This is a genomic window from Stenotrophomonas sp. YJH_SMC_53 (assembly GCF_059369995.1).
This window is the reverse complement of record NZ_JCAFTF010000003.1, coordinates 132,980-157,305: the sequence shown is the minus strand read 5'-3', so window position 1 is coordinate 157,305 and position 24,326 is coordinate 132,980. Positions and strand designations below refer to the sequence as shown.

The 24,326-nt window shown below is 67.3% G+C and carries 19 protein-coding genes; 10 read left to right on the top strand and 9 right to left on the bottom strand.

Going from position 1 to position 24,326, the window contains the following annotated elements; genetic code table 11:
* Positions 1–6: 6 nt before the first annotated feature.
* From AC5P7X_RS05935 to AC5P7X_RS05925, 3 genes are all read right to left on the bottom strand, one after another.
* Positions 7–483, bottom strand: coding sequence for a TadE/TadG family type IV pilus assembly protein (locus AC5P7X_RS05935; protein WP_053500170.1), 477 nt, complete (start codon positions 481–483; stop codon positions 7–9).
* Positions 480–1,025: an A24 family peptidase gene (locus AC5P7X_RS05930; protein ID WP_065185730.1), complete on the bottom strand. Its 546-nt coding sequence runs from the start codon at positions 1,023–1,025 to the stop codon at positions 480–482. Before AC5P7X_RS05930 ends, AC5P7X_RS05935 begins: the two co-directional genes overlap by 4 nt.
* Positions 1,026–1,114: 89 nt before the next feature.
* Complete coding sequence (locus AC5P7X_RS05925; protein WP_005416979.1) at positions 1,115–1,303, bottom strand: Flp family type IVb pilin; 189 nt, start codon at positions 1,301–1,303, stop codon at positions 1,115–1,117.
* A gap of 692 nt (positions 1,304–1,995) precedes the next feature.
* On the opposite strand from AC5P7X_RS05925, the gene AC5P7X_RS05920 reads away from it, so the two are divergent.
* From AC5P7X_RS05920 to AC5P7X_RS05905, 4 genes are all read left to right on the top strand, one after another.
* Positions 1,996–2,976 carry an AraC family transcriptional regulator gene (locus AC5P7X_RS05920; RefSeq protein WP_053500175.1) on the top strand — a complete coding sequence of 327 codons (981 nt, stop codon included), beginning with the start codon at positions 1,996–1,998 and terminating at the stop codon, positions 2,974–2,976.
* A 235-nt stretch (positions 2,977–3,211) separates the two neighbouring features.
* On the top strand, positions 3,212–8,536 hold the full coding sequence (locus tag AC5P7X_RS05915) for an ESPR-type extended signal peptide-containing protein (protein WP_495214608.1): 5,325 nt from the start codon (positions 3,212–3,214) through the stop codon (positions 8,534–8,536).
* A 61-nt stretch (positions 8,537–8,597) separates the two neighbouring features.
* A complete protein-coding gene (locus tag AC5P7X_RS05910; protein WP_053500118.1) occupies positions 8,598–9,434 on the top strand; it encodes an OmpA family protein in 837 nt (278 codons plus the stop codon).
* Positions 9,435–9,582: 148 nt separating this feature from the next.
* Positions 9,583–9,846, top strand: coding sequence for a DUF6959 family protein (locus tag AC5P7X_RS05905; RefSeq protein ID WP_223224455.1), 264 nt, complete (start codon positions 9,583–9,585; stop codon positions 9,844–9,846).
* Between the two features lie 80 nt (positions 9,847–9,926).
* On the opposite strand, the gene AC5P7X_RS05900 is transcribed toward AC5P7X_RS05905, so the two are convergent.
* Entirely contained in the window at positions 9,927–10,754 is an 828-nt protein-coding gene (locus AC5P7X_RS05900) for a class I SAM-dependent methyltransferase (protein ID WP_253137262.1), read from the bottom strand.
* A 63-nt stretch (positions 10,755–10,817) separates the two neighbouring features.
* Here AC5P7X_RS05900 and AC5P7X_RS05895 point away from each other — a divergent pair, with 63 nt between their 5' ends.
* Positions 10,818–11,222 carry a MerR family transcriptional regulator gene (locus AC5P7X_RS05895; RefSeq protein WP_171957149.1) on the top strand — a complete coding sequence of 135 codons (405 nt, stop codon included), beginning with the start codon at positions 10,818–10,820 and terminating at the stop codon, positions 11,220–11,222.
* A 1-nt stretch (position 11,223) separates the two neighbouring features.
* On the opposite strand, the gene AC5P7X_RS05890 is transcribed toward AC5P7X_RS05895, so the two are convergent.
* The 3 genes from AC5P7X_RS05890 to AC5P7X_RS05880 all read right to left on the bottom strand — a co-directional run bounded on the left by AC5P7X_RS05890 (position 11,224) and on the right by AC5P7X_RS05880 (position 15,958).
* Positions 11,224–11,940: an MgtC/SapB family protein gene (locus AC5P7X_RS05890; protein ID WP_005416969.1), complete on the bottom strand. Its 717-nt coding sequence runs from the start codon at positions 11,938–11,940 to the stop codon at positions 11,224–11,226.
* A gap of 101 nt (positions 11,941–12,041) precedes the next feature.
* On the bottom strand, positions 12,042–13,814 hold the full coding sequence (locus AC5P7X_RS05885) for a chloride channel protein (RefSeq protein ID WP_495214606.1): 1,773 nt from the start codon (positions 13,812–13,814) through the stop codon (positions 12,042–12,044).
* A 62-nt stretch (positions 13,815–13,876) separates the two neighbouring features.
* Positions 13,877–15,958 (bottom strand): TonB-dependent receptor family protein, encoded by a 2,082-nt coding sequence (locus AC5P7X_RS05880; RefSeq protein WP_495214605.1) that lies wholly within the window; start codon positions 15,956–15,958, stop codon positions 13,877–13,879.
* A 131-nt stretch (positions 15,959–16,089) separates the two neighbouring features.
* On the opposite strand from AC5P7X_RS05880, the gene AC5P7X_RS05875 reads away from it, so the two are divergent.
* Positions 16,090–17,010 (top strand): M14 family metallopeptidase, encoded by a 921-nt coding sequence (locus AC5P7X_RS05875; protein WP_495214603.1) that lies wholly within the window; start codon positions 16,090–16,092, stop codon positions 17,008–17,010.
* 33 nt (positions 17,011–17,043) lie between these two features.
* On the opposite strand, the gene AC5P7X_RS05870 is transcribed toward AC5P7X_RS05875, so the two are convergent.
* Complete coding sequence (locus AC5P7X_RS05870) at positions 17,044–17,895, bottom strand: LysR family transcriptional regulator (RefSeq protein WP_005416961.1); 852 nt, start codon at positions 17,893–17,895, stop codon at positions 17,044–17,046.
* Positions 17,896–18,055: 160 nt separating this feature from the next.
* Between AC5P7X_RS05870 and AC5P7X_RS05865 the strand changes: the two genes are divergently transcribed.
* From AC5P7X_RS05865 to betT, 4 genes are all read left to right on the top strand, one after another.
* Positions 18,056–18,409: an SMR family transporter gene (locus AC5P7X_RS05865; RefSeq protein ID WP_005416959.1), complete on the top strand. Its 354-nt coding sequence runs from the start codon at positions 18,056–18,058 to the stop codon at positions 18,407–18,409.
* Complete coding sequence (locus AC5P7X_RS05860) at positions 18,409–18,732, top strand: DMT family transporter (protein WP_069138327.1); 324 nt, start codon at positions 18,409–18,411, stop codon at positions 18,730–18,732. Before AC5P7X_RS05865 ends, AC5P7X_RS05860 begins: the two co-directional genes overlap by 1 nt.
* A gap of 96 nt (positions 18,733–18,828) precedes the next feature.
* Positions 18,829–19,209 carry a VOC family protein gene (locus AC5P7X_RS05855; RefSeq protein WP_021204273.1) on the top strand — a complete coding sequence of 127 codons (381 nt, stop codon included), beginning with the start codon at positions 18,829–18,831 and terminating at the stop codon, positions 19,207–19,209.
* 196 nt (positions 19,210–19,405) lie between these two features.
* Positions 19,406–21,385 (top strand): choline BCCT transporter BetT, encoded by a 1,980-nt coding sequence (gene betT / locus AC5P7X_RS05850; protein WP_372483736.1) that lies wholly within the window; start codon positions 19,406–19,408, stop codon positions 21,383–21,385.
* Between the two features lie 110 nt (positions 21,386–21,495).
* On the opposite strand, the gene AC5P7X_RS05845 is transcribed toward betT, so the two are convergent.
* Positions 21,496–24,123: a TonB-dependent receptor gene (locus AC5P7X_RS05845; RefSeq protein ID WP_495214601.1), complete on the bottom strand. Its 2,628-nt coding sequence runs from the start codon at positions 24,121–24,123 to the stop codon at positions 21,496–21,498.
* Positions 24,124–24,326 lie beyond the last annotated feature (203 nt).

Below are 24,326 nucleotides of genomic sequence, written 5' to 3'. Positions count from 1 at the left end.
CGATCATCAATTGCCGCTGCCGAGATCGAGCTGCGCGACCGCGACGCTGCGGATGGGGGCCTGCATCACCCACTTGTAGAGCGTGGCGGTGCCGGGCAGGAAGGGATGGTTGGCGTAGTCGTAGCTGACCGTCACGGTCATGCACTGGGCCGTGGCCAGACCGGCGCAGGGCGCCTGTGCCGACACCACGATGGCGTTGCTGCCCCCCGCGCTGCAGTCCACGTTCTGCTTGGAAAACTGCAGCAACCATTGCATCGAGGTGCGTGCGGCGACGCAGGCGGCTGTGCGTCGTTCGCTGGCGGTGCCGTAGCGCAGCGAGGCGCGCGCGCCTTCGGCCGAGGCGGTGGCCAGGGTCTGTTGCGCCGCCATGATCATCACCCCGGAGAAGGTGAACAGCAGCAGCGGCAACAGGCCGAGCATCAGCATCAGGGCGAACTCGATGCTGGCGACACCGCGTTGCAGGCGTGGGCTGCGGATGTTCATGGTGCACCTCCGTAGATGCTGGCCAGCACCCAGCCGATGGCGGCCAGTGCCAGGTAGGCTGCATAGGGAATGCCACGTCGTCCCTGGCGGGCGGCCTGCATGTCACGCAGCACCGGATGCGCTTGCCACTGCGTGCTGGTGCGATTGACCTGCATCTGCAGGTGACCGGGCAGCAGCACGCCCAGGCGGCGACCGGCCAGCACCAGCACGGCATGCAACCCAGCCGCGAGGCTCGCTACCAGCCAGACCGGCAGCAGCGCCTGCCAGCCCAGCATCAGGCCCACCACGGCGAAGAACTTCACGTCCCCGGCGCCCATCCAGCGCAGGGCATGGAACGGCAGCAGCGCCAACAGGCCGATCGCCGCGCCGGCCAGGTGGGGCAGCCACGGCTGGCGCGGCGCACTGAACTGGCCGACCACGATCACCGCAGTGGCGATCACGCATGCGGCGACCAGCCAGGTGTTGGGCACCCGACGGGCATACAGATCACTGATCGCGATCCGCAGGCAGACGCCGATGGCCAACAATCCCAGCACTGTCATCGCACACTCCATCGTCCGTCACTGGACGGTCTTCGCCTGGTTCCATGCGCCCCGCCGTCGCGGCCCTGCCGGCCGCGCGCGGTCGCCGCTCAGGTCGTCGAGCCCGACGCCTTGGTGGCCAGTGCGGAGAGGTTCTTGAACAGCGTTTCGAAGAACCCCTTGATCTGGTCGTTGCCGACCGCAATCAGGACGCCAGCGATGACGGCAGCCAGCAGCCCGTACTCGAGCGCGGTGACGCCGTCTTCTTCCTTCAGGAATTTGCGGATCGATGCGTTCATGACCAATGTCTCCCTCTACCTGTCTGCGGATGCAGTACACCTGCGTTGGGCGGTGGCCCGGCTCCGCCGGGATCGTCCGTGGGCCTCCGCGCGTCCTGGCGGAGGAGGCACGGCGGGACTGGCCCGCTGTGCTCAAGCAGGGTGATCGTTTCCAGGCGGGACATCGGCCGCACGGTCGCGACCGGACGGCCCGGGGCCGGTGGTCGAGGCATCCAGTGATGCGTGCGTGGTCATGCTGTCCCCCTGGGTGCGGCCAGATCAGATGGCCGGATCACCGTAATGTCGACTTTGCCTGAATGGCGGTTGGCTGCAACCGGAACCTATATGCAAATTCGGCAGAAACCCCGGAAGCCTGAAAATTTCAGATGGTTTCTGTGACGAAAATCCGTTCGCACGCAAAACGATTCATTGTCGTGCAGATAATGTGATTCGCTTTGTGGGCCATGCGAAAACCGTGCCAGCCGCTCCGACATTTTCTTCACTTGTGTATCCATTTTCATCATGCCGGGCCGCGGGTTTACCTTTGCCGATTATTGGGCATACTCGCATTCAAGCTCTTGCATTGATTTGTACGATCGCATCGACGCCGGCGCCGCCGGCGTAGCAACGGAAATGGATTCTGGATCGTTGCGCGCCCTGTCAGGCAGTGGGGGCCGCAGCGGATGGCGGATCAACGGGGGGACAACACTGTCATGGTCGATGGTGGGGTAGAGGACAGCGACGACAGCGGCCTTCGGTCCATAGACCTGGCCACGCTGAGCGGCGTGCTTCGCGTCTGTGATGTCGAACTGCTGCTGCTGGATGGCAACGGGCCACGGGCGGCGTTCGCTTCGCGCGTGCACGAGGAAGCCCTGTTCTGCAGCATCAGCTGCGGCTTCCATTGCCGTGGCCGTTTCATGCTGCCGCCGGACTGGGCGATGCTGGGGTACCTGCACGCCACCGATGAAACGATGAGCTGGTGCCACGGCGTGCCGCTCACGCCGGGCATGGCGCTGACGATCATGCCGGAGGGCATCAGTGAGTTCACCCTGAGCCCGGGCACGCACATGACCCTGATGCTGGTGCCGGTGGCCCGCGTCCAGCGCAAGCTGACCGAACTGAGCCTGCGCAGCACGCCACCTGCTGGCCAGGCACTTTCGCTGTTCAACCTGGCCAGCGACGCCACGCCGCTGGCGCGCCATTACCAGCAGCTGCACCTGCAGCTGGGACAGGGGGCAGGGCTGCAGCCGGATGAAACCGAGAACCTGCTGCATGAGCATGTGCAGGCCCTGCTGGGCGCCGGTGCGGCGGATCGCCCGGGCTGCACCCGTGCGCGGCGCACGCATTATCTGATCGCGCAGCGTGCAGAGAACTTCATGCGGCTCAACCTGCGTCGCAACATCTACATGAACGAGATCTGCGATGCCGCCGGCGTCAGCGAGCGCGGCCTGCGCTATGCGTTCGAGGACCTGTTTGGAACCTCGCCGAACCGCTACCTCTCCATGCTGCGCCTGTGCGCGGCCTGCCGCAGCCTGTCGATGGCAGACTCCAGCCGTCGCTCGGTGAAGGCGATCGCCCTGAGCTGCGGGCTGTGGGACCTGTCGCGCTTCGCTGACAACTACCGCAAGGTATTCGGCGAACTGCCGCGCGACACCCTGATGCGCGCACCCGCGCAGATCGGCCAACCGGCCTGATCCAGGCCCGGGAAGGGTTTTTGCGGTGTTTATGCCGGAATTGCGTATCCGCTTGCCGATCGTGTTGCCGCTTATGCATAGCCGGCTGCCGATTCCGGCCGTGGATTTGCCGGAATGCGCGATTGCCGTGCCGGATTGAAGTGCACCGCCCTCGTTGCAACCGCTGAAATGTCAGTCACCTGCCTAGCGGCAAGTCCACTGACATTCCAGTTGTTCGCCTACGGGGGAAATGCTCATGAACCGCATCTACCGGCGTGTATGGAACCGCCAGCTCAATGCTCTGGTTGTGGCCTCGGAACTGGCCACCGGCGACAGCGGCGGCAGCGCCGCACGCGATCCGCGCGCCTTCCTGCTGATGCCCACGGCCCTGGCGCTGGCACTGCTGTGTGCGCTGGCCAGCGGTCACGCTGGGGCCTCGGAAACCAATCAATCGCTGCGTGACCTGCAAGCACTCGCGGCAAAGTATGCGCAGCCGATGCCGGTCAAGGTTGACGCGGAAGTGGCCCTGGCTGCCGCCGCGCGGCAGGCGCAGAACAGCCCCGCAATCAGTGCGGATGCTCGTCTGGGCCTGCAGTTGAATACCACGTCGCTGCCGCTGGTACCTGACGTGTTGCCGGCCACCGTGCAGGTGAAGCTGGCGGCGAACACCGTGCCGAAGCAAGTGGCCGTGCCGGCGCTGGCGGCTGATGTCCGCGCCAATGTTGGCGTGGGCAACGCTGCGGCCAGGGCGGCACAGGTGGATGCATCGCTGGCTGCGCACGTTGCGCCCGGCGCCCAGGCGCCGCTGGGCGTCGCTGCCGATACGCGCGCCAGGGCCAAGGTCGGCATCGCTGGCCGCCAGGTCGCTTCGATCGATACGGGTGCCCGGGCGGCCGCCGGCCTCAGCGGTGCAGCCGCCGGATCACTGCCTGGGCTGAAAGCCACCGTCGACGGCAAGGCCGACACGCATCTGGCGGTCGCTGGCCATCACATCGAAGGGCAGGGCCAGGCCCGGGCGACGGCGGCAGTCACGCTGCCGGCCAAGGAGGAGCTGCCGGGTGAAACCCATGATCGTGCCATCAACGCCGCCTTCGATGCCGGCGTCGCCGGCAAGGTGCGCGTGCAGGCGCCGGACGGCCAGGAGGTAGTGGCCGATCGCAACCTGAAGCTGGCCGGACAGGCGACCGTCGCGGCGCAGCACAGCGCACTGGGCGTCGGCAATCTGGTGGGTGGTGCGGTGGGTGCTGTCGGTGGGACGCTTCACAGTGCCGCGGGTGCAGTTGGTAGCGCGGTGGGGGGCGCGCTGAACGGCACAGTCAGCACGGTTGGCAGCGCAGTGGGTGGCACGCTCAACAACACGGTGGGCGCAGTCGGTGACGCAGTTGGCGGTGCTCTGAACGGCACCGTCGGCCAGGTCGGCAGCGCCGTGGGCGGCACGCTCAACAACACGGTAGGCGCAGTCGGCGGCGCAGTGGACGGTGCTCTGAACGGCACTGTCGGTACCGTTGGAAGTGCAGTGGGCGGCGCACTGAACGGCACCGTCGGCCAGGTCGGCAGCGCCGTGGGCGGCACGCTCAACAACACGGTTGGCGCAGTCGGTGGCGCAGTTGGCGGTGCTCTGAACGGCACTGTCGGTACCGTTGGAAGTGCAGTGGGCGGCGCACTGAACGGCACCGTCGGCCAGGTTGGCGGCGCCGTGGGTGGCACGCTCAACAACACCGTCGGTGCAGTCGGTGGCGCTCTGAACGGTACTGTCGGTACCGTCGGCAGTGCAGTGGGTGGTGCTCTGAACGGCACCGTCGGCCAGGTCGGCGGCGCAGTGGACGGTGCTCTGAACGGCACTGTCGGTACCGTTGGAAGTGCAGTTGGCGGCGCACTGAACGGCACCGTCGGCCAGGTCGGCAGCGCCGTGGGCGGCATTCTCAACGGCACCACCGGCAGCCCCACCGGCGACCTGGGCGGCGTGCTGGGCAGCACGCTGGGCAGTGTCGGAAGCGCGGTGGGCAACCTGCTCAACGGCAATCTCAATGGCACCGTCGGCAACCTGGGCACCGCCGTGGGTGGCCTGGTGGGAGGCACGCTGGGCAGCCTCGGCCTGACCCAACCCTCGGCGATTCCGCCAACCAGTCCGAAGGCGCCCGCGCCGGCCGACCCGAATGCTGGCCTGATCATCGGCACCGGTGGCCTGGTCGGCAATGTCGGCCAGCTGATCGGGCCGACCACCACCAGCCTGTTCGGCGGCAACGGCTACCTGAGCAACGGCAATCTCAAGCTCAGCAACGCCAACGTCATGCAGACCTATTCGACGGTCAATGTGCTGGGCCTGCCGGTGGTCAACCTGTCGCCGGTCGGCAGCACGCTCAATGGCCTGGGCGGCGCAGCCACGGGCGGCAGCTCGCACCTGACCCTGATCGGTGGCGTGACTTCCGACAGTTACATCTACAACATCAACAACGGCAATCCCGGTGGCCTGCTGGGCCTGCTTCTGCCAACCGACTCGCCGGCGTGGGCGGCCAAGTGCCTGGACATCGCGCTGGCCGATATTTCCTGCTGGGCGGTCAACGCGGCACAGGACTACCAGGTGTTGATGGGCGATGGCGCCTTCGCCAACGGGTCCAAGGAAGTGGTGATCGGTGCCAATGCACGCCATGAACTGCCGAAGGTCGATGCCAATGTCGCCTTCCCCGGCGATGGCGTCAACGATCCCAGCAATCCGACCGGCGTGCCGACGGCCGACTATGCCGCCCGCATGGGCCACTCGGTCGTCGTTGGTGACAGTGCCGTCGGCACCGCCAACGGACAGACCCTGCTGGGTGCCGAAGCCACTTCGAACCAGGCCAACTCGGTCGCGCTGGGTTACCGCTCCGCTGCACTGCGCGGCGCTCAGGCCAGCTACAGCGCGTACGGCCTCACCGCACCCCAGGTCTCGGCCGGCGAAGTGTCGGTGGGCACGGCCGGTGGCGGCGAGCGCCAGATCACCAACCTTGCCGCGGGCAGCGCCAATACCGATGCTGTCAACGTGGCCCAGCTGAAGGGCGCCATCAGTCTGATCGACGATGTGGCCTCCGCAGCGGTCACCTATGACCTGGACGGCTCGGGCAACCCGAACTATCGCCGGGTCACGCTCGGCGCAGGCACCGGCACCACCACCATCGGCAATCTTGCCGCCGGCGCGGTCACCGCCGGTAGCCTGGAGGCGGTCAACGGCGGCCAGCTGGCGGCTACCAACAGTGCCATCGCCAGTTTCTTCGGTGGTCGTGCGGCTTTCGATCCGGCCAGCGGCATCTTTACTGCACCGTTGTTCGAGATCAGCACGATCTCCACTGGCGGTGCCATCGCCAAGGGCCTGTATGAGAATGCCACCGATGCCTTCGCCGCAGTCGATGGCTCGCTGGTCAACCTCAATACGCAGATCACCGACATCCGCAACGGTGGCACCAAGTACCTGCGGGTGAACTCGACCGGTACCGAGGCGCTGGCCACCGGCGCCGACTCGATCGCGGTCGGTACCAACGCCCGCGCCACTGCCCCCAACAGTATCGCGGTGGGTGCCGGCAGCCTGGCCGACCGTGCCAACAGCGTGTCCATCGGTGCGGCCGGTGCCGAGCGCCAGGTCACCAACATGGCGGCCGGTACTGCTGCGACCGACGCGGTCAATGTTGGCCAGCTGCAGGCATCGGAACAGGGCGCGCTGCGCTATGACCTCAACGCCGATGGCAGTGTCAACTACGCCAGCGCCACGCTGGGCCAGACCGGCACGGCAACCACGCTGCGCAACCTTGGCCCGGGCCAGGTCAGTGCCACCAGCAGTGAGGCCATCAATGGTGCCCAGCTGTTTGCCGCCAACCAGGCGGTAGCCACCCATCTGGGCGGTGGTGCCGCGGTCGATGCCAACGGCGTACTGACCGCACCGACCTACTCGATCAACAACGTCGCCGCCAACGGCACCGTGACCAAGGGCAGCTACAACGATGTTGGCACCGCGTTCGATGCAGTCAGCAACTCGCTGGCCAACGTTGCCGACCAGACCGGCGAGATCGACAAGCTGGCCGTGAAGTACGACGTCGATGGCAGTGGCAACGTGCTCAACAGCGTGACGCTGACGGGTACCGGCACCGGCGCGGTGAAGATCACCAACGTCGCCGCCGGCAGCATCCTGGCCGGCAGCAGTGATGCCATCACCGGCGACCAGCTGTTCAGCACGAACAGCACCATCGCCACCTACTTCGGCGGCACCACCGCCTACAACGGCACCACCAACGTGTGGACCGCGCCGACGTTCAGCATCTCCAGCATCGCCACCGATGGCACCTTCACCAGCGGCGACTACAACAACGTCACCGCCGCCTTCACCGCTGTCGACGGCTCGCTGAAGGTCCTCAACCAGCGCATCACCAATGGCGGTGGTGGCAGTGCGTACCTGGCGGTCAACTCAACGGCGGCCGCAGCCACCGCGGCGGGTGCGGAAGCGGTGGCGGTCGGCCCGCAGGCCAGCGCAGCCGGTGCGAACAGCGTGGCGGTCGGCAACGGTGCCAGCAGCAGTGCCGGCAACAGCGTGGCGCTGGGTGCCGGTTCGGTCGCCAGCGTCGGTGCACAGAGCGGCTACACCGGCGCCTACGGGCAGACTGGTGCCAGCAATTCGGCCGGTGAGGTCTCGGTCGGCAGCAGTGGCAGCGAACGCAAGATCACCCACGTGGCCGATGGCTCGGACACCTACGACGCGACCAATGTCGGCCAACTGAAGAACGGCGTGAACTACGCCATCGACGAGTCGAAGAAGTACACCGACCAGAAGATCCAGAACATCACCAACGTGGCCGGCAGCTTCCGCGCCAACAACACCAACAACCTGGCCGACCCGTCCGCCAGCGGCGCCAATTCGGCCGCCGGTGGTGCAGGCTCCACTGCCGCCGGTGCCAACTCGACCGCGCTGGGCAATGGTTCGCAGGCGCAGGCCGACAACTCGGTGGCCTTGGGTGCGGGCTCGGTGGCGAACCGGGCCAACACGGTCTCGGTCGGTGCCGCCGGTGCCGAACGCCAGGTGGTCAACGTGGCAGACGGCTCGCAGGCCACCGATGCGGTCAACGTGCGCCAGCTGCAGGCTTCGCAGCAGGGCACGATCCGCTACGACACCACGGTGAACGGCGCGACCAACTACAACAGTGTCACCCTGGGCAGCACCAGCAGCGGCCCGACCACGGTCCGCAACGTTGCCGCCGGCACCGCCGGTACCGACGCGGTCAATGTGGACCAGTTGAAGTCGGGCATGGCGCAGACCCTGGACTGGTCCAAGGCCTACACCGACGAGCGCATGGGCGGCTTCGAGCGCGACCTGCGCAAGACCGACAATCGCGCTTCGGCCGGTATCGCTTCGGCGATGGCCACCGCAGCGCTGCCGCAGCCGAGCGAGGCGGGCCGCAGCATGGCCTCGATCGCCGCCGGCAGCTACAACGGCGAATCGGGCGTGGCGGTCGGTATCTCCGGTGTCTCCGAAGGCGGCCGCTGGATCTACAAGTTCAGCGGTTCGACCAACAGCCGTGGCGAGGCCGGTGTGGCCGTCGGTGCCGGCATCCAGTGGTGATCCCCGCCGCCGGGCCGCACCCGCGGCCCGGCATCGCGGAAACGTCTACAGGGGGAACGACATGAAACAGCATCGCATCGCCCGCGCCGGCCAATGTGCCGCCACGCTGGGCCTGATCCTGGGGATGGGCCTGCTGGCCGCCTGCCGCAGCCATGCGCCGGCCGCCGACGGTCCTGCCGAAGCCACCGCCGTGCACTTCCCGGAGGCCTCCAAGGCCTCGCTGAAGGAAGGTATCTATCCCGACGTCGCCGACCTGCGCCGCTTCGCGCCGGGCATGAGCAAGCGGCAGCTGTACACGCTGCTGGGCACGCCGCACTTCAATGAAGGCATGTGGGGCGTGCGCGAGTGGAACTACCTGTTCAACTTCCGCACCGCGCAGGGCGCGGAGTACTTCACCTGCCAGTTCCAGGTGCGCTTCGACAGCAAGGGCATCGCGCAGGGCGGTTATTGGAAGCCGGAGTCGTGCGCGGCCGTGCTCGAACCGCCGCGGCCACCAGCGCCGCTGGCACCGGCACCGCTGCCGGAGCAGCCCCTGCGGCTGTCGGCCGACGCGCTGTTCGGATTCGACAGCGCGGTACTCAGCGCCGAAGGCCAGCAGGCGGTGCAGGGCATCCTGGCGCAGGTACGCGAGGCCGCGCAGGTGCAGTCGATCAAGGTAACCGGCTACACCGACCGTATTGGCAGCGCCAGCTACAACCAGGCACTGTCGCAGCGCCGCGCCGATGCCGTGCGCAACGCGCTGGTGCAGGGGGGCGTGCCTGCAGCCAGCATCAGTGCCGAAGGACGCGGTGCGGCCGAGCCGATCGTGCAGTGCGAGCAGCGCAACCGGCGCGAACTGATTGCCTGCCTGGCGCCGAACCGGCGCGTGCAGATCGCCGGGATGGCACAGCCACATTGACCTTCCTGCGCCGGGGCGATGCCCCGGCATCCCGAGTCCCCCCTGACCGCCGGCAGGCGTGGCAACGTCTCCCCCGTCGTCCACGCCTGCCGGCGGCTCAGGTTTCCAAACGGTGCACGCGATGAATGCCCAATTCCTGCCCCTCTCCATGAAGACGGAAGCTACGCTCAGCGTGTATGGCCAGCTCGGCAACCATGCCGTGGTGCGCATCCCCGGGCGGCGCCTGCCGGGCCTGATCCTGCAGGCCGATACCGTGGCCGGGTTCCTGGCCCAGCTGCAGGAAGCCCAAGCCTGCCTGCGCAGTGGCCGCGCACAGCGCACCGATGCCGAGCTGGACATGCTGATCGACGTGCTGCAGCAGTGGTATGCACTGATCGAATCGCGCCTGGCCGACGCCGGCGAGGCCCTCTAGCAAAAAAAGGGACGGAGGGGATTAAGTCGTTTCCGGCACAACCCGGGCATATGCGACTTAATCCCCTCCGTCCCCTTTTTTCAAGCGTGGGCGCGGATCAACCAACAGGCGGCATCGACACGAACGCGGTCACCTTCGATGAACGGCGCGAATGCGGCCAGTGCTTTTTCGCGAAGCACTGCGGCGCGGGCTTCCGGCATCGATCGCAGGGCCAGTCCCAACGGTCCCAGGTGACCGACATAGGTCGGCAGGTCTTCGCGGGCGAGCGAACAGGGCAGGTCCACCGCAACCACTTCCACGCCATTCCAGCCGGCGGCCTGCAACAGGCGCTGCACGCGCTCGCCATCGGCAAAAGCGAACTGTCCCGGTGCGCCGGGTACGCGGGGCGGAAGATCCAGTTCATCGCCAATGGCGCGCTCGGCGGTGGTCATGAACGGATTCTCCCCGGCACTGCGCCACGCGATGAAGCGCAGCCCAGCGCCCGGTGTCGTGGCACGATGCAGGTTGGCGAACGCGGCCTGGCTGTCCTCGAAGAACATGACGCCCAGCCGCGACTGGATCCAGTCGAAGTGCGCGGGCGGCAGCGGATGGCGCTGCGCGTCTGCCACGATGAAGTCCGCGTCCAGTCCTGCCGCCTTGGCGCGCTGATGGGCCAGCGCCAGCATCGGCGCGGAGATGTCCAGGCCGGTGCAATGTGCCGCGGGGCGCGCTGCGGCCGCGGCCAGCAGGCTGGCGCCGGTGCCGCAGCCGATGTCGAGCAGTTCGGTAACGGTCTCAGGAAGTTCGGTGACCAGCAAGTCAGCCATCGGCTGGAACAGGCCGTCAAGAACAGCCTGTTGCGCAACCCACGCCTGGCCGCCAGGGCCGTTCCACAGGGCGTTCTGATCAATGGGAGATGTGCTTGCCATGGCCTTGCCTCGCCGGGTAGTTGCCCATAGCTTGGTGCTTGAAGGTCACTTGAGGTCAAGCCCGTGCGCGAACTGGATATCGGCGAGGTGGTCAAGCGCAGTGGCGTGCCGGCCTCGACCCTGCGCTACTACGAACAGCTGGGGTTGCTGCAGGCGCTGGGGCGCCGCGGCCTGCGCCGGCAGTATGACGCGCGGGTGCTGGAACGGCTGGCGCTGATCGGCCTGGGCCAGGCGGCCGGGCTGTCGCTGCAGCAGATCGGTGCATCGCTGCCGTCACAGCAGGGGTGCATCTCACTCGACCGCGAGGCACTGCTGGCACAAGCCGAGGTGCTGCAGCGGCAGATCACCCGGTTGCAGCGGGTGCGGCGGCACCTGCAGCGCGCAGCGGCCTGCCCGCAGGCGGAGGATGCCCGCAAGTGCGGTTCGTTCCGGAAACTGTTGCGCGCGCAGCAGCGGATGGGCGGTTGAATCAATCGCGGGTACTGACTTCCCACGTGGCATGCAGCACGCCCGGCACCTGCTCCATCCGTGCCAGCACCACGTCCAGTTCATCAGCACTCACGGCCGTACTGACCAGCACCGCGATCACATCGGTAGGCGCGTCGGCATGCTCGACCACCTGCACATCGCCCACCGGATACTGCGCCGCTTCCAGCGCATCGACCAGGCGCTCGCGCACCCGCGGCACGGCGTCGGCATCCACGCTCAGGCGCACCTCGTAGGTGGCTTCGGTCGCTGCCTCGTTGATCGGAATGCGGTTGATGGCATTCACCAACGGCCGCAGCAGGGTGTTGCCGGCGATGATCAACACGGTCAGCAGGACGCCCTCGGCCAGCATGTCCGCGCCGGTGCAGCTGCCGACCGCTGCAGAGCACCACAGGGTGGCGGCGGTGTTCAGGCCACGCACGTTCATGCCTTCCTTCATGATCACGCCGGCACCGAGGAAGCCGACACCGGAGACCACGTAGGAGATCACCCGTACTGCCTCGGCGCTGCCGGCGATGCGCATGCCGAGGTCGACGAAGGCGGCGGCGCCGACCGCCACCAGCACATTGGTGCGCAGGCCGGCGGTGCGTTGCCGGTACTGGCGCTCGGCACCGATCAACGTACCCAGCACGAAGGCGGCCAGCAGGCTGACCACGGTGTCGGCGAAGGGACCTGCCTGGAAGGTCTCAATGAAGCGCATGGCCGGAGTCTACCCGGTCGAGGTGACAGTAGATCCACGCCATGCGTGGATTTCGAAAGTGCCAGAAGCGGCTTAATCCCCTCCGTCCCCTTTTTGCGGGGTCAGTCGGTGTCGTCGACGCGCTCGCCCATCAGTTCGCGCTGGCGCTTGTCCAGCTCCTCGGCGTAGCGCTTGCGTACGAAGGCTTCGGACACTACGCCCAGCACCTGGCCGTCGGCGCCGACCACGGCCAGTTCATCGGCCTGGGTCTGGTCGAAGCGCTGCATCACGCTGACCACGTCCGCGGACGGCGACAGCGACACGTCACGGTTCTCGGCCAGCTCGCCAATCGCCGTCTCCGGTTTCACGCCGTCGCTGTAGACGCGCGGAATCTGCACGATGCCGGCGTAGTGGCCCTCGCTGTCGATCAGGATCACCCGGCTGCCCGAGCCCAGCGGGAAGCGCTGGCGGAACGTGGCGGCGCCAAGGTCGGACGGGGCGGTCGCCACGCCCTTGCGCATCAGTCGGCCGGCGTTGAGGTTCTGTACCCAGCCCACGTCGCGGGCACTCTTGATGGTCTCCCCGCGCAGGTGCATGCGCCAGGTCGAGAACGAATAACCAAACCACTGCCGTACCAGCGTGCTGGACACCAGCACCGCACTCATCACCACGCTGGTCAGCAGGAAGTCGTGGGTGCCTTCCAGTACCAGCATGGCCATGGTCATCGGCGCGCCGACCACGGCTGCGGCCAGCGCCGCCATGCCGGCCAGCGCGGCGGAGGTGGCGTCGATCACCGGCACGCCGGTGGCCATGGCCAGCAGTCCGGCGAACAGCGCGCCGACCAGGGTGCCCATGAACAGCGAGGCAAAGAACAGGCCGCCACGGAAGCCGAAGCCCAGCGAGATGCCCGAGGCCAGGCACTTCAGGGTCAACAGGCCGCCGATCCAGATCAGCGGCAGGTGCGTGGTCAGGTCCAGGTGCAGCGCGCCGTGGCCGGACGACAGCACCTGCGGGCTGGCCAGTGCCAGTGGAATCAGCAGCAGTCCACCCACCACCGGCCGACCCCAGGCAGGCAGCGGGCTGCGCTTGACCGTGCCCTCGATCGAGGCGATCAGCCGCATGATGGCAATGCCGACCATCGCGCAGCAGCAGCCGAGCAGGCCGTAGATGGCGTAGTCGGCGGCGCGAACGTCGATGGTCGAGGCCGCTGGCAGTAGATAGGCTTCGATGCCGGCCTGGTCGGCCACGAACGCGCCGGCCAGTGCAGCCACCGCCACCGGCGCCAGTGCGGCCGGGGTGTAGGCGCCGATGACGATCTCGAAGGCGTAGAAGGCACCCGCCAAGGGCGCACCGAAGGCGGCGGCGATGGCGCCGGCGGCACCGGCGCCGACCAGGATGCGCACGTCATTGCGGCGCAGGCGCATCACCCGGCCCAGCTGCGAACCACTGCCGGCGCCCATCTGCGTATACGAAGCCTCCAGACCCACCGAGGCGCCGCAGCCATTGGACAGCAGGGTCTGGGTCAGCACGATCAGGTTGTCGCGCATCGACATGCGGCCGCCATGCAGGGCATTGGCTTCCACCGCATCGAGCAGGGGCCGCTTGAGCCGGGTCGCGGCCAGGCTGACCAGGCCCACCAGCAGGCCACCCAGCGGCAGCACCAGCAGCGCGGTCCATGTCAGCGAGGGCAGGGAGCTCAGGCGCATACCGTCGTCCAGCCCATACAGCGTGCCCTGCAGCCAGCGCGCGATGCCCGACTGCAGCAGGGTCAGGTAGCCGGCGATCAAGCCGACCAGCAACGCCAGCGCGATGAACCACAGGTCGCTGCCACGCAGGCGCAGGCGCAGGCCCTGGAAGGCCAGATGCAGGCGCGATGGCGAAACAGGCAGTGACATGGTGGCGGCATGATACGCCGCCACCGTGATCGCCACCGTCACTGCATCGGGCGGTTATGGCCTCAGAAGCGGTAGCGGCCCTGCACGTAGAACGTGCGCGGCGCGGCCACCATGCGGCCGGCGTTGCCATCAACGTTGCGGGTGTACCAGCGCGTGTCGGCCAGGTTGTTCACGCCCAGCGCAATCTCGCTGTCGCCCAGGCCCGGCACCTGCCAGGCCACCTGCGCGTTCCACAGGCGCACGCCCGGCACGCGGCCCACGCGCGCATCGGCGGTTTCTTCCCAGGTGTTGGCGGCATCGGAGAACTGGCCGCTCTGGTGGGTGCTGGAGACATTGAAGGTCCAGCCGGCCAGCGCGTAGCGGGCGCCGACGCTGTCGGTGTCGCGCGAGTAGAACGGCACGTCCAGGCCACGGTTGTCACCCGACTGCTGGATCGCCTTGGTCCAGGTGTAGTTGGCGTACAGCTCCAACCCGGCCAGCGCACTGTCCTCGGCGAAGTGGTACTCCAGTGCACTCTCCACGCCCTTGTGGTCGGTGGCGCCGATGTTCTGGAAGGTCGGCGGGGTGATTCCCGGCACCTGCAGGATCTGGTTGTCGAAGCGCATCTTGAACACGGTCACTTCCGCGCGCAGTGCGCCGTCCTGCCAGCGTGCACCCAGTTCGGTGGTCCTGGCGATTTCCGGGTTCAGCGGGTTGCTGGCGGTCTGCGAATTGAGCTGGATGTTCTGCACCGGCCCGAACGAGGTGGTGTAGTTGCCGAACACGGTCAGCTGCGGGGTCAGCAGATAGGCGATGTTGAGCGAGGGCAGGGCCTTGTCGTTGCGGCTGCTGAAGGTCGCCGCGCCACCGGCCTGGCGGCGGTCCATGTCGATCCATTCCATGCGCACGCCCGGAGTGATCCGCCATTGGCCGATCGCGATGCGGTCGTCGATGTAGAACGCATGCGCATCGGTGGCGTTGTCGAAGCGGGTGGTGGCGCTGGCCACGCCGGTGCGGCGGGTGACGGTGTAGCTGCGGTCGTTGCCGCGCTCGCGCAGGAAGCGATAGCCCGCGGTGATGTCATGCACGCTGCTGCCCCAGTGCAGGCGCTGGGTGTAGCGCGGCTCGATGCCGAGCACGCGGTAGTCGCGCGGCTGCACGGTCAGCTGGGTATTGGCGGCGTTGATCAGCGAGCTGGCTCGGCTGCTTTCGTTGTAATAGGCCAGTACCTCGAACTCGCTGTTGGCCGACAGCGTGTTGGTGTAGCCCAGGTCGACGCCGGTGCGGTGGCCCTTCCAGAAATCGGTGGGGCGGGTGTTCTGGAACGGATCGGCCTCGTACTGGGTGCGGGTCAGGCCGCCCGGGGTCAGCGAGCGCACATCGTAGTAGGACAGCTTGGCGCGCAGTTCCTGCTGCGCATCGATGGCGTAGGCGAACTTCAGCGCGAGATCATTGAAGCGGTCATCGCTGCCCCGGCGCCAGCCGCGACCATCCTGGCCGGAGTACAGCAGGGCCGCGCCCAGGCCATTGTCGCCGGTACCGCCGAGGAAGGCGTTGTACTGGGTGCTGTCACCGCCGCCATGGTCGTAGGCGGTGTAGCGCATGCCGGCTTCGCCGTGCAGGCCGGCCTCGGTGGGAATGGAGCGGGTGCTGAAGTTGATGATGCCGCCCACGTTCTGCGGCCCGTAGCGCACCGCGCCGCCGCCGCGCACCACGTCGATCGACTCGATGTTGGACAGGCTGGTCGGCGCGAACGACAGCTGTGGCTGGCCATACGGCGCCACCGCCAGCGGCACGCCGTCCAACAGTACGGTCGAGCGCGGCGAGTAGCGCCCGGTGAGGCCGCGCACGCCGATGTTCAGCGACACCGAACTGCCCGCGGTGCCGGAGTTGTCGGTGACCTGCACGCCGGGGATGCGGCGCATCGCATCGCCGAGGCTGGCCGCGCCGCTGGCCTCGATGCGCTGGCGGTCGACCACGGTGCGCGCGCCGGCGAAGCTCTTCACGCTGTCATGCAGGCCGGTGCCCAGCCAGCTGCCCGAGACCTGGATGCTGTCCAGCGTGGTGGCGCCGTCCTGGGCGAAGGCGGTGGCGGCCGGGAGCAGGCACAGGGTGAGGGCGGCGGCCAGCGGCAGGCGGGCCGGTTGCAGGGCAGGGATGGGCATCGGTGCGGGCTGTGGAAGGCGGTAAATGAGAATTATTGCTGATTCCATTCGCCAATGGAATGCGCCGCCGGTTCACGTTGTCCCCCCAGTGGTAGAGTGGGCGATTGCTTCCTGACTCGCTGAGATCTGCCATGTCCCAAGCCGCCTTCTACCCCGTCGGAACCCCTGGCCAGCCGTGGGGAGCGGCGGAACGGGAGACGTGGCGTGGCCGCCAGCAGCGCCTGCGTCGCTATGACGAGGACGTGCTGCCGCGCATCGAGGCGCTGGCCTCGCGCTTCGACAAGGTGGCCTATGGCCAGCTCGACTACGCTGGCGAGACCTACACCCTGTTCGCCCTGCGCAGCCGCGATTGGAACCCGGCGCTGCCGGCTGCCCTGGTTACCGGTGGCGTGCACGGTTATGAGACCAGCGGCGTGATGGGCGCGCTGGAATTCCTCGAAAAGCACGCCGCCGACTACGCCGGCAAGGCCAATCTGCTGGTGGCACCGTGCGTGAATCCGTGGGGCTTCGAGCGCATCAACCGCTGGAACTTCGATGCGATCGACCCGAACCGCAACTTCCGCGCCGACGGCCCGGCGCGTGAATCAACGGCGGTGATCGATCTGATCGCGCCGTACAAGGGCCAGTTCGCGCTGCACATCGACCTGCACGAGACCACCGACAGCGACGAGAGCGAGTTCCGCCCGGCGTTGGCCGCGCGTGACGGCAAGCCGTTCGAACCGGGCCTGATCCCCGATGGCTTCTACCTGGTGGATGACAGCGAGAACCCGCAGCCGGCCTTCCAGCAGGCGGTGATCGCCGCGGTGGAGAAGGTCACCCACATCGCGCCGGCTGACGACAAGGGCGAGATCATCGGTTCGCCGCTGGTGGCCCACGGCGTGATCGAATATCCGCTGGTGAAGCTGGGACTGTGCGCGGGCATCACCGGTGCGAAGTTCACTACCACCACCGAGGTCTACCCGGACAGCTCCCGGGCGACCCCGCAGCAGTGCAACGACGCGCAGGTGGCCGCGGTGTGCGCGGCACTGGATTACGCGCTCGCCCATCGTTGACCGGTAGTGCCGGCCGCTGGCCGGCAACTCGTATCACCCCAACGCGTCGGCCCACCACAGTGCGGCCGGTCCCGGCGGCGCGTCGCGGCGCCAGAGCAGGTCGCTGTGGATGCGCCGCGGCCAGCCGGGCAGCGTCAGTTCCACCAGTCGCCCGCGGTCATAACGCTGCACAAGTGCCCGCGGCAGCTCGGCCCAGCCGATGCCGTCCTCGGCCATCTCCATCACCATCAGATAGTCGGTGGCGGTCCAGGCCAGGCCGGTGACGATGTGGGATTGATCGACCTCCGCACTCAATCGCACCTGCCGGTGCCGCGCCAGCTGTGCGGCGCTGCGACGGCCGGCGCTGGCCAGTGGGTGCTCGCGCGCCACGTACACCGACAGTTCGCTGTGATGGGCCAACGGCCGGGCCATCAGGCCATCCGGATAGCTTTCCTGTTGCGGCAGCAGGCCCAACGCGGCGCGGCCGCTGCCGACCAGCTCCAGCACGTCATCGCCTTCGGCATCCAGCCATTCCAGTTCGATCTCCGGGAATGCTTCGGCAAAGCGCTGCAGCACGCGCTGCTCCGGATCGAGCTGGTACACGTCGGAGAACACCACGGTCAGCCGCGCTTCGACCGGCGCGGCCAGGCGCACACTCAACTGCTGCAGGCGGGCATCGGCGGCGAGGATTTCCTGGGCATGGCCGAGCACCTGGCGCCCGGCCTCGGTCAACCGGGGGTAGCGCCCGCTGCGGTCGAACAGGCTCACCCCCAGGTCGGCCTCCAGATGGGCAATGGCGGTACTGACCGTTGACTGGGTCTTGCGCAGGCGGCGCGCCGCCGCCGAGAACGAGCCCAGCGCGGCGGCTTCCACGAAGGCCTGCAGGGATTCAGGGGAATAGGGCATTGATCCATCGCTCCTGTCGATGGCATCTATTTTGATACCACCGTAAAAGGCGATGATACTGGCCGTCGTCGCCCCTGTCTGCGGGGCGTTCCGGACCCTCCACGCATGCCGTGGACCCATTGAGGAGGCGGCGCGGTCCCCGCCCTGCAAGGAGCTTCACATGTCCCGTACTGTTCCCGCCCGTGGCGCGCTGGCCGCCTGGGCCTGCCTGACCGTGGCGATCATCGCCGAGGTGGTCGGCACCTCGTTCATGGCCCATGCCGCCCGCGACGGCGGCTGGAGCGGCTACCTGATCATGGCCGGCGCGTTGGCGCTGTCCTACTTCTTCCTGGCGCAGTCGGTGCGCCGCATTGCTGTGGGCGTGGCCTACGCGGTGTGGGAAGGCCTTGGCCTGACCCTGCTGACCGTGGTCGGCCTCACTGTGTTCGGCGAGAGCCTGTCGCTGCAGCAGCTGGCCGGCCTGATGCTGGCCGTGGCCGGCATCGTCTGCGTCACCCTCGGGGAGGCGCACTGATGAATACCCTGGCCCTGTTTTTCGTGATCTGCTCGGCGCTGATCGACGTCGCCGCCAACATGATGGTGGCCAAGTCGGAAGGTTTCCGTCGTTGGCGCTGGGGCGTCGGTGCGATCGTCCTGGTCTGGATCGCCTTCGCCCTGCTGGGCCAGGCCGTACGCTACATGGATCTGGCCACGGCCTATGCGATGTGGGGGGCGATCGGCGTGATCGGCACCGCCACCTGCGGCCGCCTGTTGTTCGGTAACCGCCTGCGGCCGATCGGCTGGGTTGGCATCGCCCTGGTCACGGCGGCGGTACTGCTGCTCAGCACCGCCAAGTAGCAGCACGCCCGGTCGCGAGCGGGGCGGCGATGATGCAGCGATTTGCGAAGTCGCCCGCGCTCATCGACACTGCGGTTTTCCACATGGAGTGCCCGCATGTTCAGCCACATCACCGTAGGAACGAACGACATGGATGCCGCGCGTCGCTTCTACGACGCCCTGTTCGCTGCGATGGCCGCGCGTGCGGGCGTATTCGACGAGAAGGGACGGCTGCTGTACTTCAAGGATGGACGGATGTTCGGTGTAACCGCGCCGATCGATGGGCAGCCAGCGTGCCATGCCAACGGTGGCACCATCGGTTTCAGTCTGGGCAGTGCAGAGGCCGTGCGTGCCTGGCAGGAAGCTGGAGTGGCTCACGGTGGTACCGCCATCGAAGATCCGCCCGGCGTCCGCAACATGTCCGGTCGGCAGGTGTTCCTGGCCTATCTGCGTGACCCGGATGGCAACAAGCTGTGTGCGGTGCATGTAATGTCGTGATCGGACAGGATGCGCGTGGCCGCGCCGCAGGCGGTGCGCGCGGCCCGCGCAAGCAAGGGTGCGTCGCAGCGCGCGCGTGATACCACGGAATGAGCGGACGGGCCTGCGACCACAGGCCGCAACTTCATGCTCTGTCCACTGCGGTTCAGCCAGAATCGGTCGGCTAACCCTTTGATCTACCGGAGAACGCCGCCCCATGGAAGTACTGGAGCCGCAACAATCCCCGGTGCGCACCCTTCGGCCTGTGTTCGCCTTCGCGGCGATCGTTGTCGTGGCGTTCGCGCTGTTCGTCAGCCTGTTCCCGCTCGGCGCGGGCCGCCTTCTGCTCAGGGCACAGGACTGGGCCGCCCTCAACGTCGGCTGGTACTACCTGCTGGCCATGACCCTGTACCTGGTGTTCGTGGTGGGCGTGGCGCTGTCCAAGTACGGTGGCATCAAGCTGGGTGCCGACCATGACGAGCCGGAGTTCAGTTACCTCTCATGGGCCGGCATGCTGTTCGCCGCAGGCATCAGCATCACCCTGTTCTTCTTCTGCGTATCCGAACCGCTGACCCACTACCTGCAGCCGCCGCAGGGCGATCCGGCCGCAGGCGAGGCTGGCGCGCGCCAGGCCATGCAGCTGCTGTTCCTGCACTGGGGCCTGCACGGCTGGGGCGTGTTCGCGCTGGCGGCGATGGCGATGGCCTACTTCGCCTATCGCCACAACCTGCCACTGGCCCTGCGCTCGGCGCTGTACCCGCTGATCGGCAAGCGCATCAATGGCCCGATCGGCTACACCGTGGATGCGCTGGGCATCGTCGCCACCGTATTCGGCATCGGTGCCGACATGGGCTTCGGCGTGCTGCACCTCAATGCCGGCCTCTCGCACCTGTTCGACATTCCGCACTCCAACCTGGTGCAGATCATCCTGGTGGTCAGCATGATGGGCGCGGCCGTGGCCGTGGCCGTGTCCGGCGTCGAGAAGGGCGTGCGCTGGATGGCCAACATCAACATGCTGCTGGCGATCGCGCTGGTGCTGTTCATGCTGTTCGCCGGGCCGACGCAGTACCTGTTCAGCACGCTGATGCAGAACCTGGGCGACTACCTGGGCAGCGTGGTCGGCAAGAGTTTCGATGTGTACGCCTATGGCGGCCGACCGGAATGGCTGGGCGGCTGGACGGTGTTCTACTGGGCCTGGTGGATCGGCTGGGCACCGTTCGTCGGCCTGTTCATCGCGCGCATCTCACGTGGCCGCACCATCCGCGAATTCGTGTTCGGGGTGCTGCTGATCCCGCTCGGCTTCACCCTGGCCTGGCTGTCGATCTTCGGCAACAGCGCGCTGGACCAGGTGCTCCACCACGGCCAGCAGCAACTGGCGCAGCTGGCGGTGGATGACCCACCGACCGTGTTGTATGCACTGCTGGATGGCTACCCGTGGAGCCGCACGGTGATCGCGGTGACGGTGCTGGTGAGCTTCATCTTCTTCGTGACCTCCGCTGATTCGGGGGCGGTGGTGTTGTCCACGCTGTCGTCGCATGGTGGATCACCCGAAGACGATGGTCCGCGCTGGCTGCGCGTGTTCTGGGGCACAGTGATTGCGGTGCTGACCGCAGGGTTGTTGCTGGCCGGCAGCATCGATGCATTGAAATCGGCGGTGGTGCTGGCATCGCTGCCGTTCTCGGCGATCCTGCTGCTGATGATGTGGGGCCTGACCCGCGCGTTCAGTGACGAGTCGCACCGCAAGCGCGCGCTGCAGTACCGGCCGTCGCCGTTGATCGGAGACGATCGCCATCATCAGGGCTGGCGCCAGCGCCTGAGCCAGGCCATGCACTTCCCGGTGCGCGACCAGGTCTACCGCTTCATGGATGACACCGTGAAGCCGGCGATGGAGGCGGTGGCCGAGCAGCTGCGCGGGCAGGGTTGGGATGTGGCCACGCGCTTCGAAGCGGGCGACATGGAGCTGACGGTGAACCACGGCGAGCAGCAGGACTTCCTGTACCGCGTGATCCTCAGCGGCTACCTGACCCCGTCGTTTGCCGCGCAGCAGCTGCGCAACCAGCGTTACTACCGTGCTGAAGTGCATCTGTTCGAGGGCAGCCAGGACTACGACCTGGTGGGCTACAGCCGCAAGCAGATCATCAACGACATCATCAGCCAGTACGAACGGCACCTGCAGTTCCTGCACCTGAGCAGGTGATGCGGTGGGTGCGGACCGTTGGTCCGCACACCCCTGTAGAGCCGAGCCCATGCTCGGCTTCCTGTTGCCGAAGAGCAGCCGAGCATGGCCCCGGCTCTGCAGCTGGCCTATCAGAACCGGTAGCGCGCACCCAGCGAGACGAACTGTCCGCGCAGGTTGTACTGGCTGATGTCGAAGCCGTTGGAACCGCCAGCCGGATCGAACGGCGGATCCTTGTCGGTCAGGTTCAGCACCGACAGCGACAGCGTGGTATTCGGAATTCCCTCGTACGCCACGTAAAGGTCCAGCTGGTGATACGGCTTGACGCGGTTACGCAGCCCCGGATTGCTGGTCGCCGTCGCCACGCGCTGGTCGTAGCCGCTCACGTACTGCAGGCTCAGCGTGCTGCTCCAGTCGCCCACCGCCCAGTTCAATGAGGTGGTGCCGCGCGTACGCGGCAGTGCGCCGTGGCGGTTGTTGCCGGCGCCTTCGTACGGCGACTGGCCAGCCACCAGCGGCTGCTTGAAGCTCAGCAGGTGGGTCCAGCTGCCGGCCACGGTGAAGTTGCCCCAGCCGTCGGTACGGAAGGTGCGGCTGGCATCCAGGTCCAGGCCGGAGGTGGTCAGTTCGCCCTGGTTGGCGTACTGGTTGGTGATGAACTGGATGCGTCCCTGCGCGTCACGCTGCACGCGACCCGGGAACAGGGTCGGGTTGTCGACGATGAACTGCGCGCTGTCCGGCTTGACCAGGTTGTCCTGCTCGATGCGGTACCAGTCCAGGCCGATGCTGGTGTCGCCATCCGGCGACCACACTGCACCCACGTTGAAGTTGCGCGAGCGCTCGGCCTTCAGGTCCGGGTTGCCGGTGCGGATGTTGGTCACGCCACGGCTGCCGCCCGGTTGCAGGGGGTCCAGCGGATCGATCACCGAGCCGTAGCTGACGGTCTGGCCCGGCGCGATCTCCGGCAGCGACGGCGCACGGAAGCCGCGCGAGAACGAGCCGCGCAGCAGCAGGCTGTCCAGCGGCTGCCAGCGCAGCGCCACCTTGGGCGAGAACGCTTTGCCGAAGTCATCGTAGTGATCGCCGCGACCGGCTACCTGCAGTTCCAGGGTGCGATGCAGCGGCACGCTCAGTTCGGCGTAGGCGGCGCTGACCTGGCGCTCGCCGTTGACCACGTTGATGGCCGGGCGCAGTTCGGTGCCCGACAGCACCTGGGCACTGGTGCGCGCATCCAGCGATTCCTTGCGGAACTCCGCGCCCCAGGCGAAGCCGACCGCACCGGCGGGCAGCTCCCACAGCGAGGTCGAGGCTTTCAGGTTCAACGCGTGCAGCTTGTACCAGCCTGGCCGCTTGGTCTGCAGACGCAGTGCATCCAGCGCGCCCGGCGTGGCGGACGGGTTGAGGAAGTTGTAGCTTCCGTCGCGCAGGATCTGTTCGAACGCATAGCGGTTGACGAAATTGTCGACGTACTCGCGCTGCGCACTTTGCGAGGTCAGCGCCGCGACTTCCCAGTCCCAGCGTTCACCGCTGCCGCGCACGCCGGCCAGGGCACGGTAGAACACCTGCGTGTTGTCCTTCAGGCGCGGGCCGAGATCGAAGAAGGTGTACTCGAACGGCAGCGGCGTGCTGCCCGGGTTGTTCGGGTGGCCGACCGGCAGCACCGCCGGCACGTCAATCAGCGTGCCGGTGGCCGGGTTGTACGCGCGCAGGCCGGGGCCGACGGTCAGCGGCGCGCTGAAGATCTGGTCGGCCTTGTTGTGGCTGTACAGCACATCGGCGAAGGCCTCGACGCTGTCATTGAAGCGGTAGGTCGCGCTCAACGAGGCCTGCAGGCGCTCGGCGCCGGGTTGCAGGGTCTTGAACGGCTGCGCATTGAAGGCGCAGGCCTGGCCGGGCAGGGTACTGCCGAAGTCGCTGTACGGGCGCAGCTGGCTGCCCTCGGGGCAGTTGGCGAACGGCTGAGGTGCACGTGGGTTGGACAGCCAGTTGCCACCGGCGGTGGACCAGCCGGCCAGGCGTCCGCCGGGCTTGTCGCGGAAATCGCCGCTGCGGGTATAGGCGCGCTGGTCGGCGTCGAGACGATCGCGCTTGAGCAGGTCCAAGCCGAACAGCACGTTCCAGCCCTGCTGCTCCAGGTCGCCGAAGCCGGCCAACAGGTTGGCCTTGCGTTCGTTCAAGCCGCCCTGGGTGGCGGTACCGAAGCCGCCACCGACTTCCACGCCCTGGAAGTTCCTGCGCAGGATGATGTTGATGACCCCGGCGATGGCATCGGAACCGTACACCGCCGAGGCGCCGTCCTTGAGTACTTCGATGCGCTCGACGGCGCTGATCGGCAACGCGTTGAGGTCGACGAAAGTGTCCTGGGTATTGAGTGCGAAGCCGAAGTTGGACACGCGGTAGCCGTTGACCAGCACCAGCGTGTTCTTCGGTGACAGGCCACGCAGGCCGATCGAGGCAGAGCCGGCGGCGAAGCTGCCCGTGTACTGCTCGTCGAAGCTGTTGCCGGCATTGGCCGACAGGTTGCGCAGCACGTCGGTGAGTGTTGAACGACCGGTCTGTTCGATCTGTTCGCGGCTGACGATCTGCACCGGGTTGGGCCCGGCGGTATCGCTGCGCTTGATGTTGGAGCCGGTCACCAGCACGGCGCCGAGGGTGGTGCTGTCCTTGCCGGCATCAGTGGTTTCAGAGGCGCTGGCGGTGCCAGCAGTGAGGCCCAGCGCGATCGCGCCGGCAAGCAGGTTCAGGGTGGTGCGGTACATGGAAGCGGCAACGCCGAACGGGGGAGGAGCCGTCAGTACCGCATGCAGGTACCTGCGCCTTCCAATGACGAAAGCGCATTCAGTTATACATCACAGGTTCTTAACGAAAGTAAGCGCTCTCGGCGGCGCGGTCTATGCTTCGGTGGGTGCGGACCGATCTTTGGTGGGTGCGGACCGTTGGTCCGCACGCCCCTGTAGAGCCG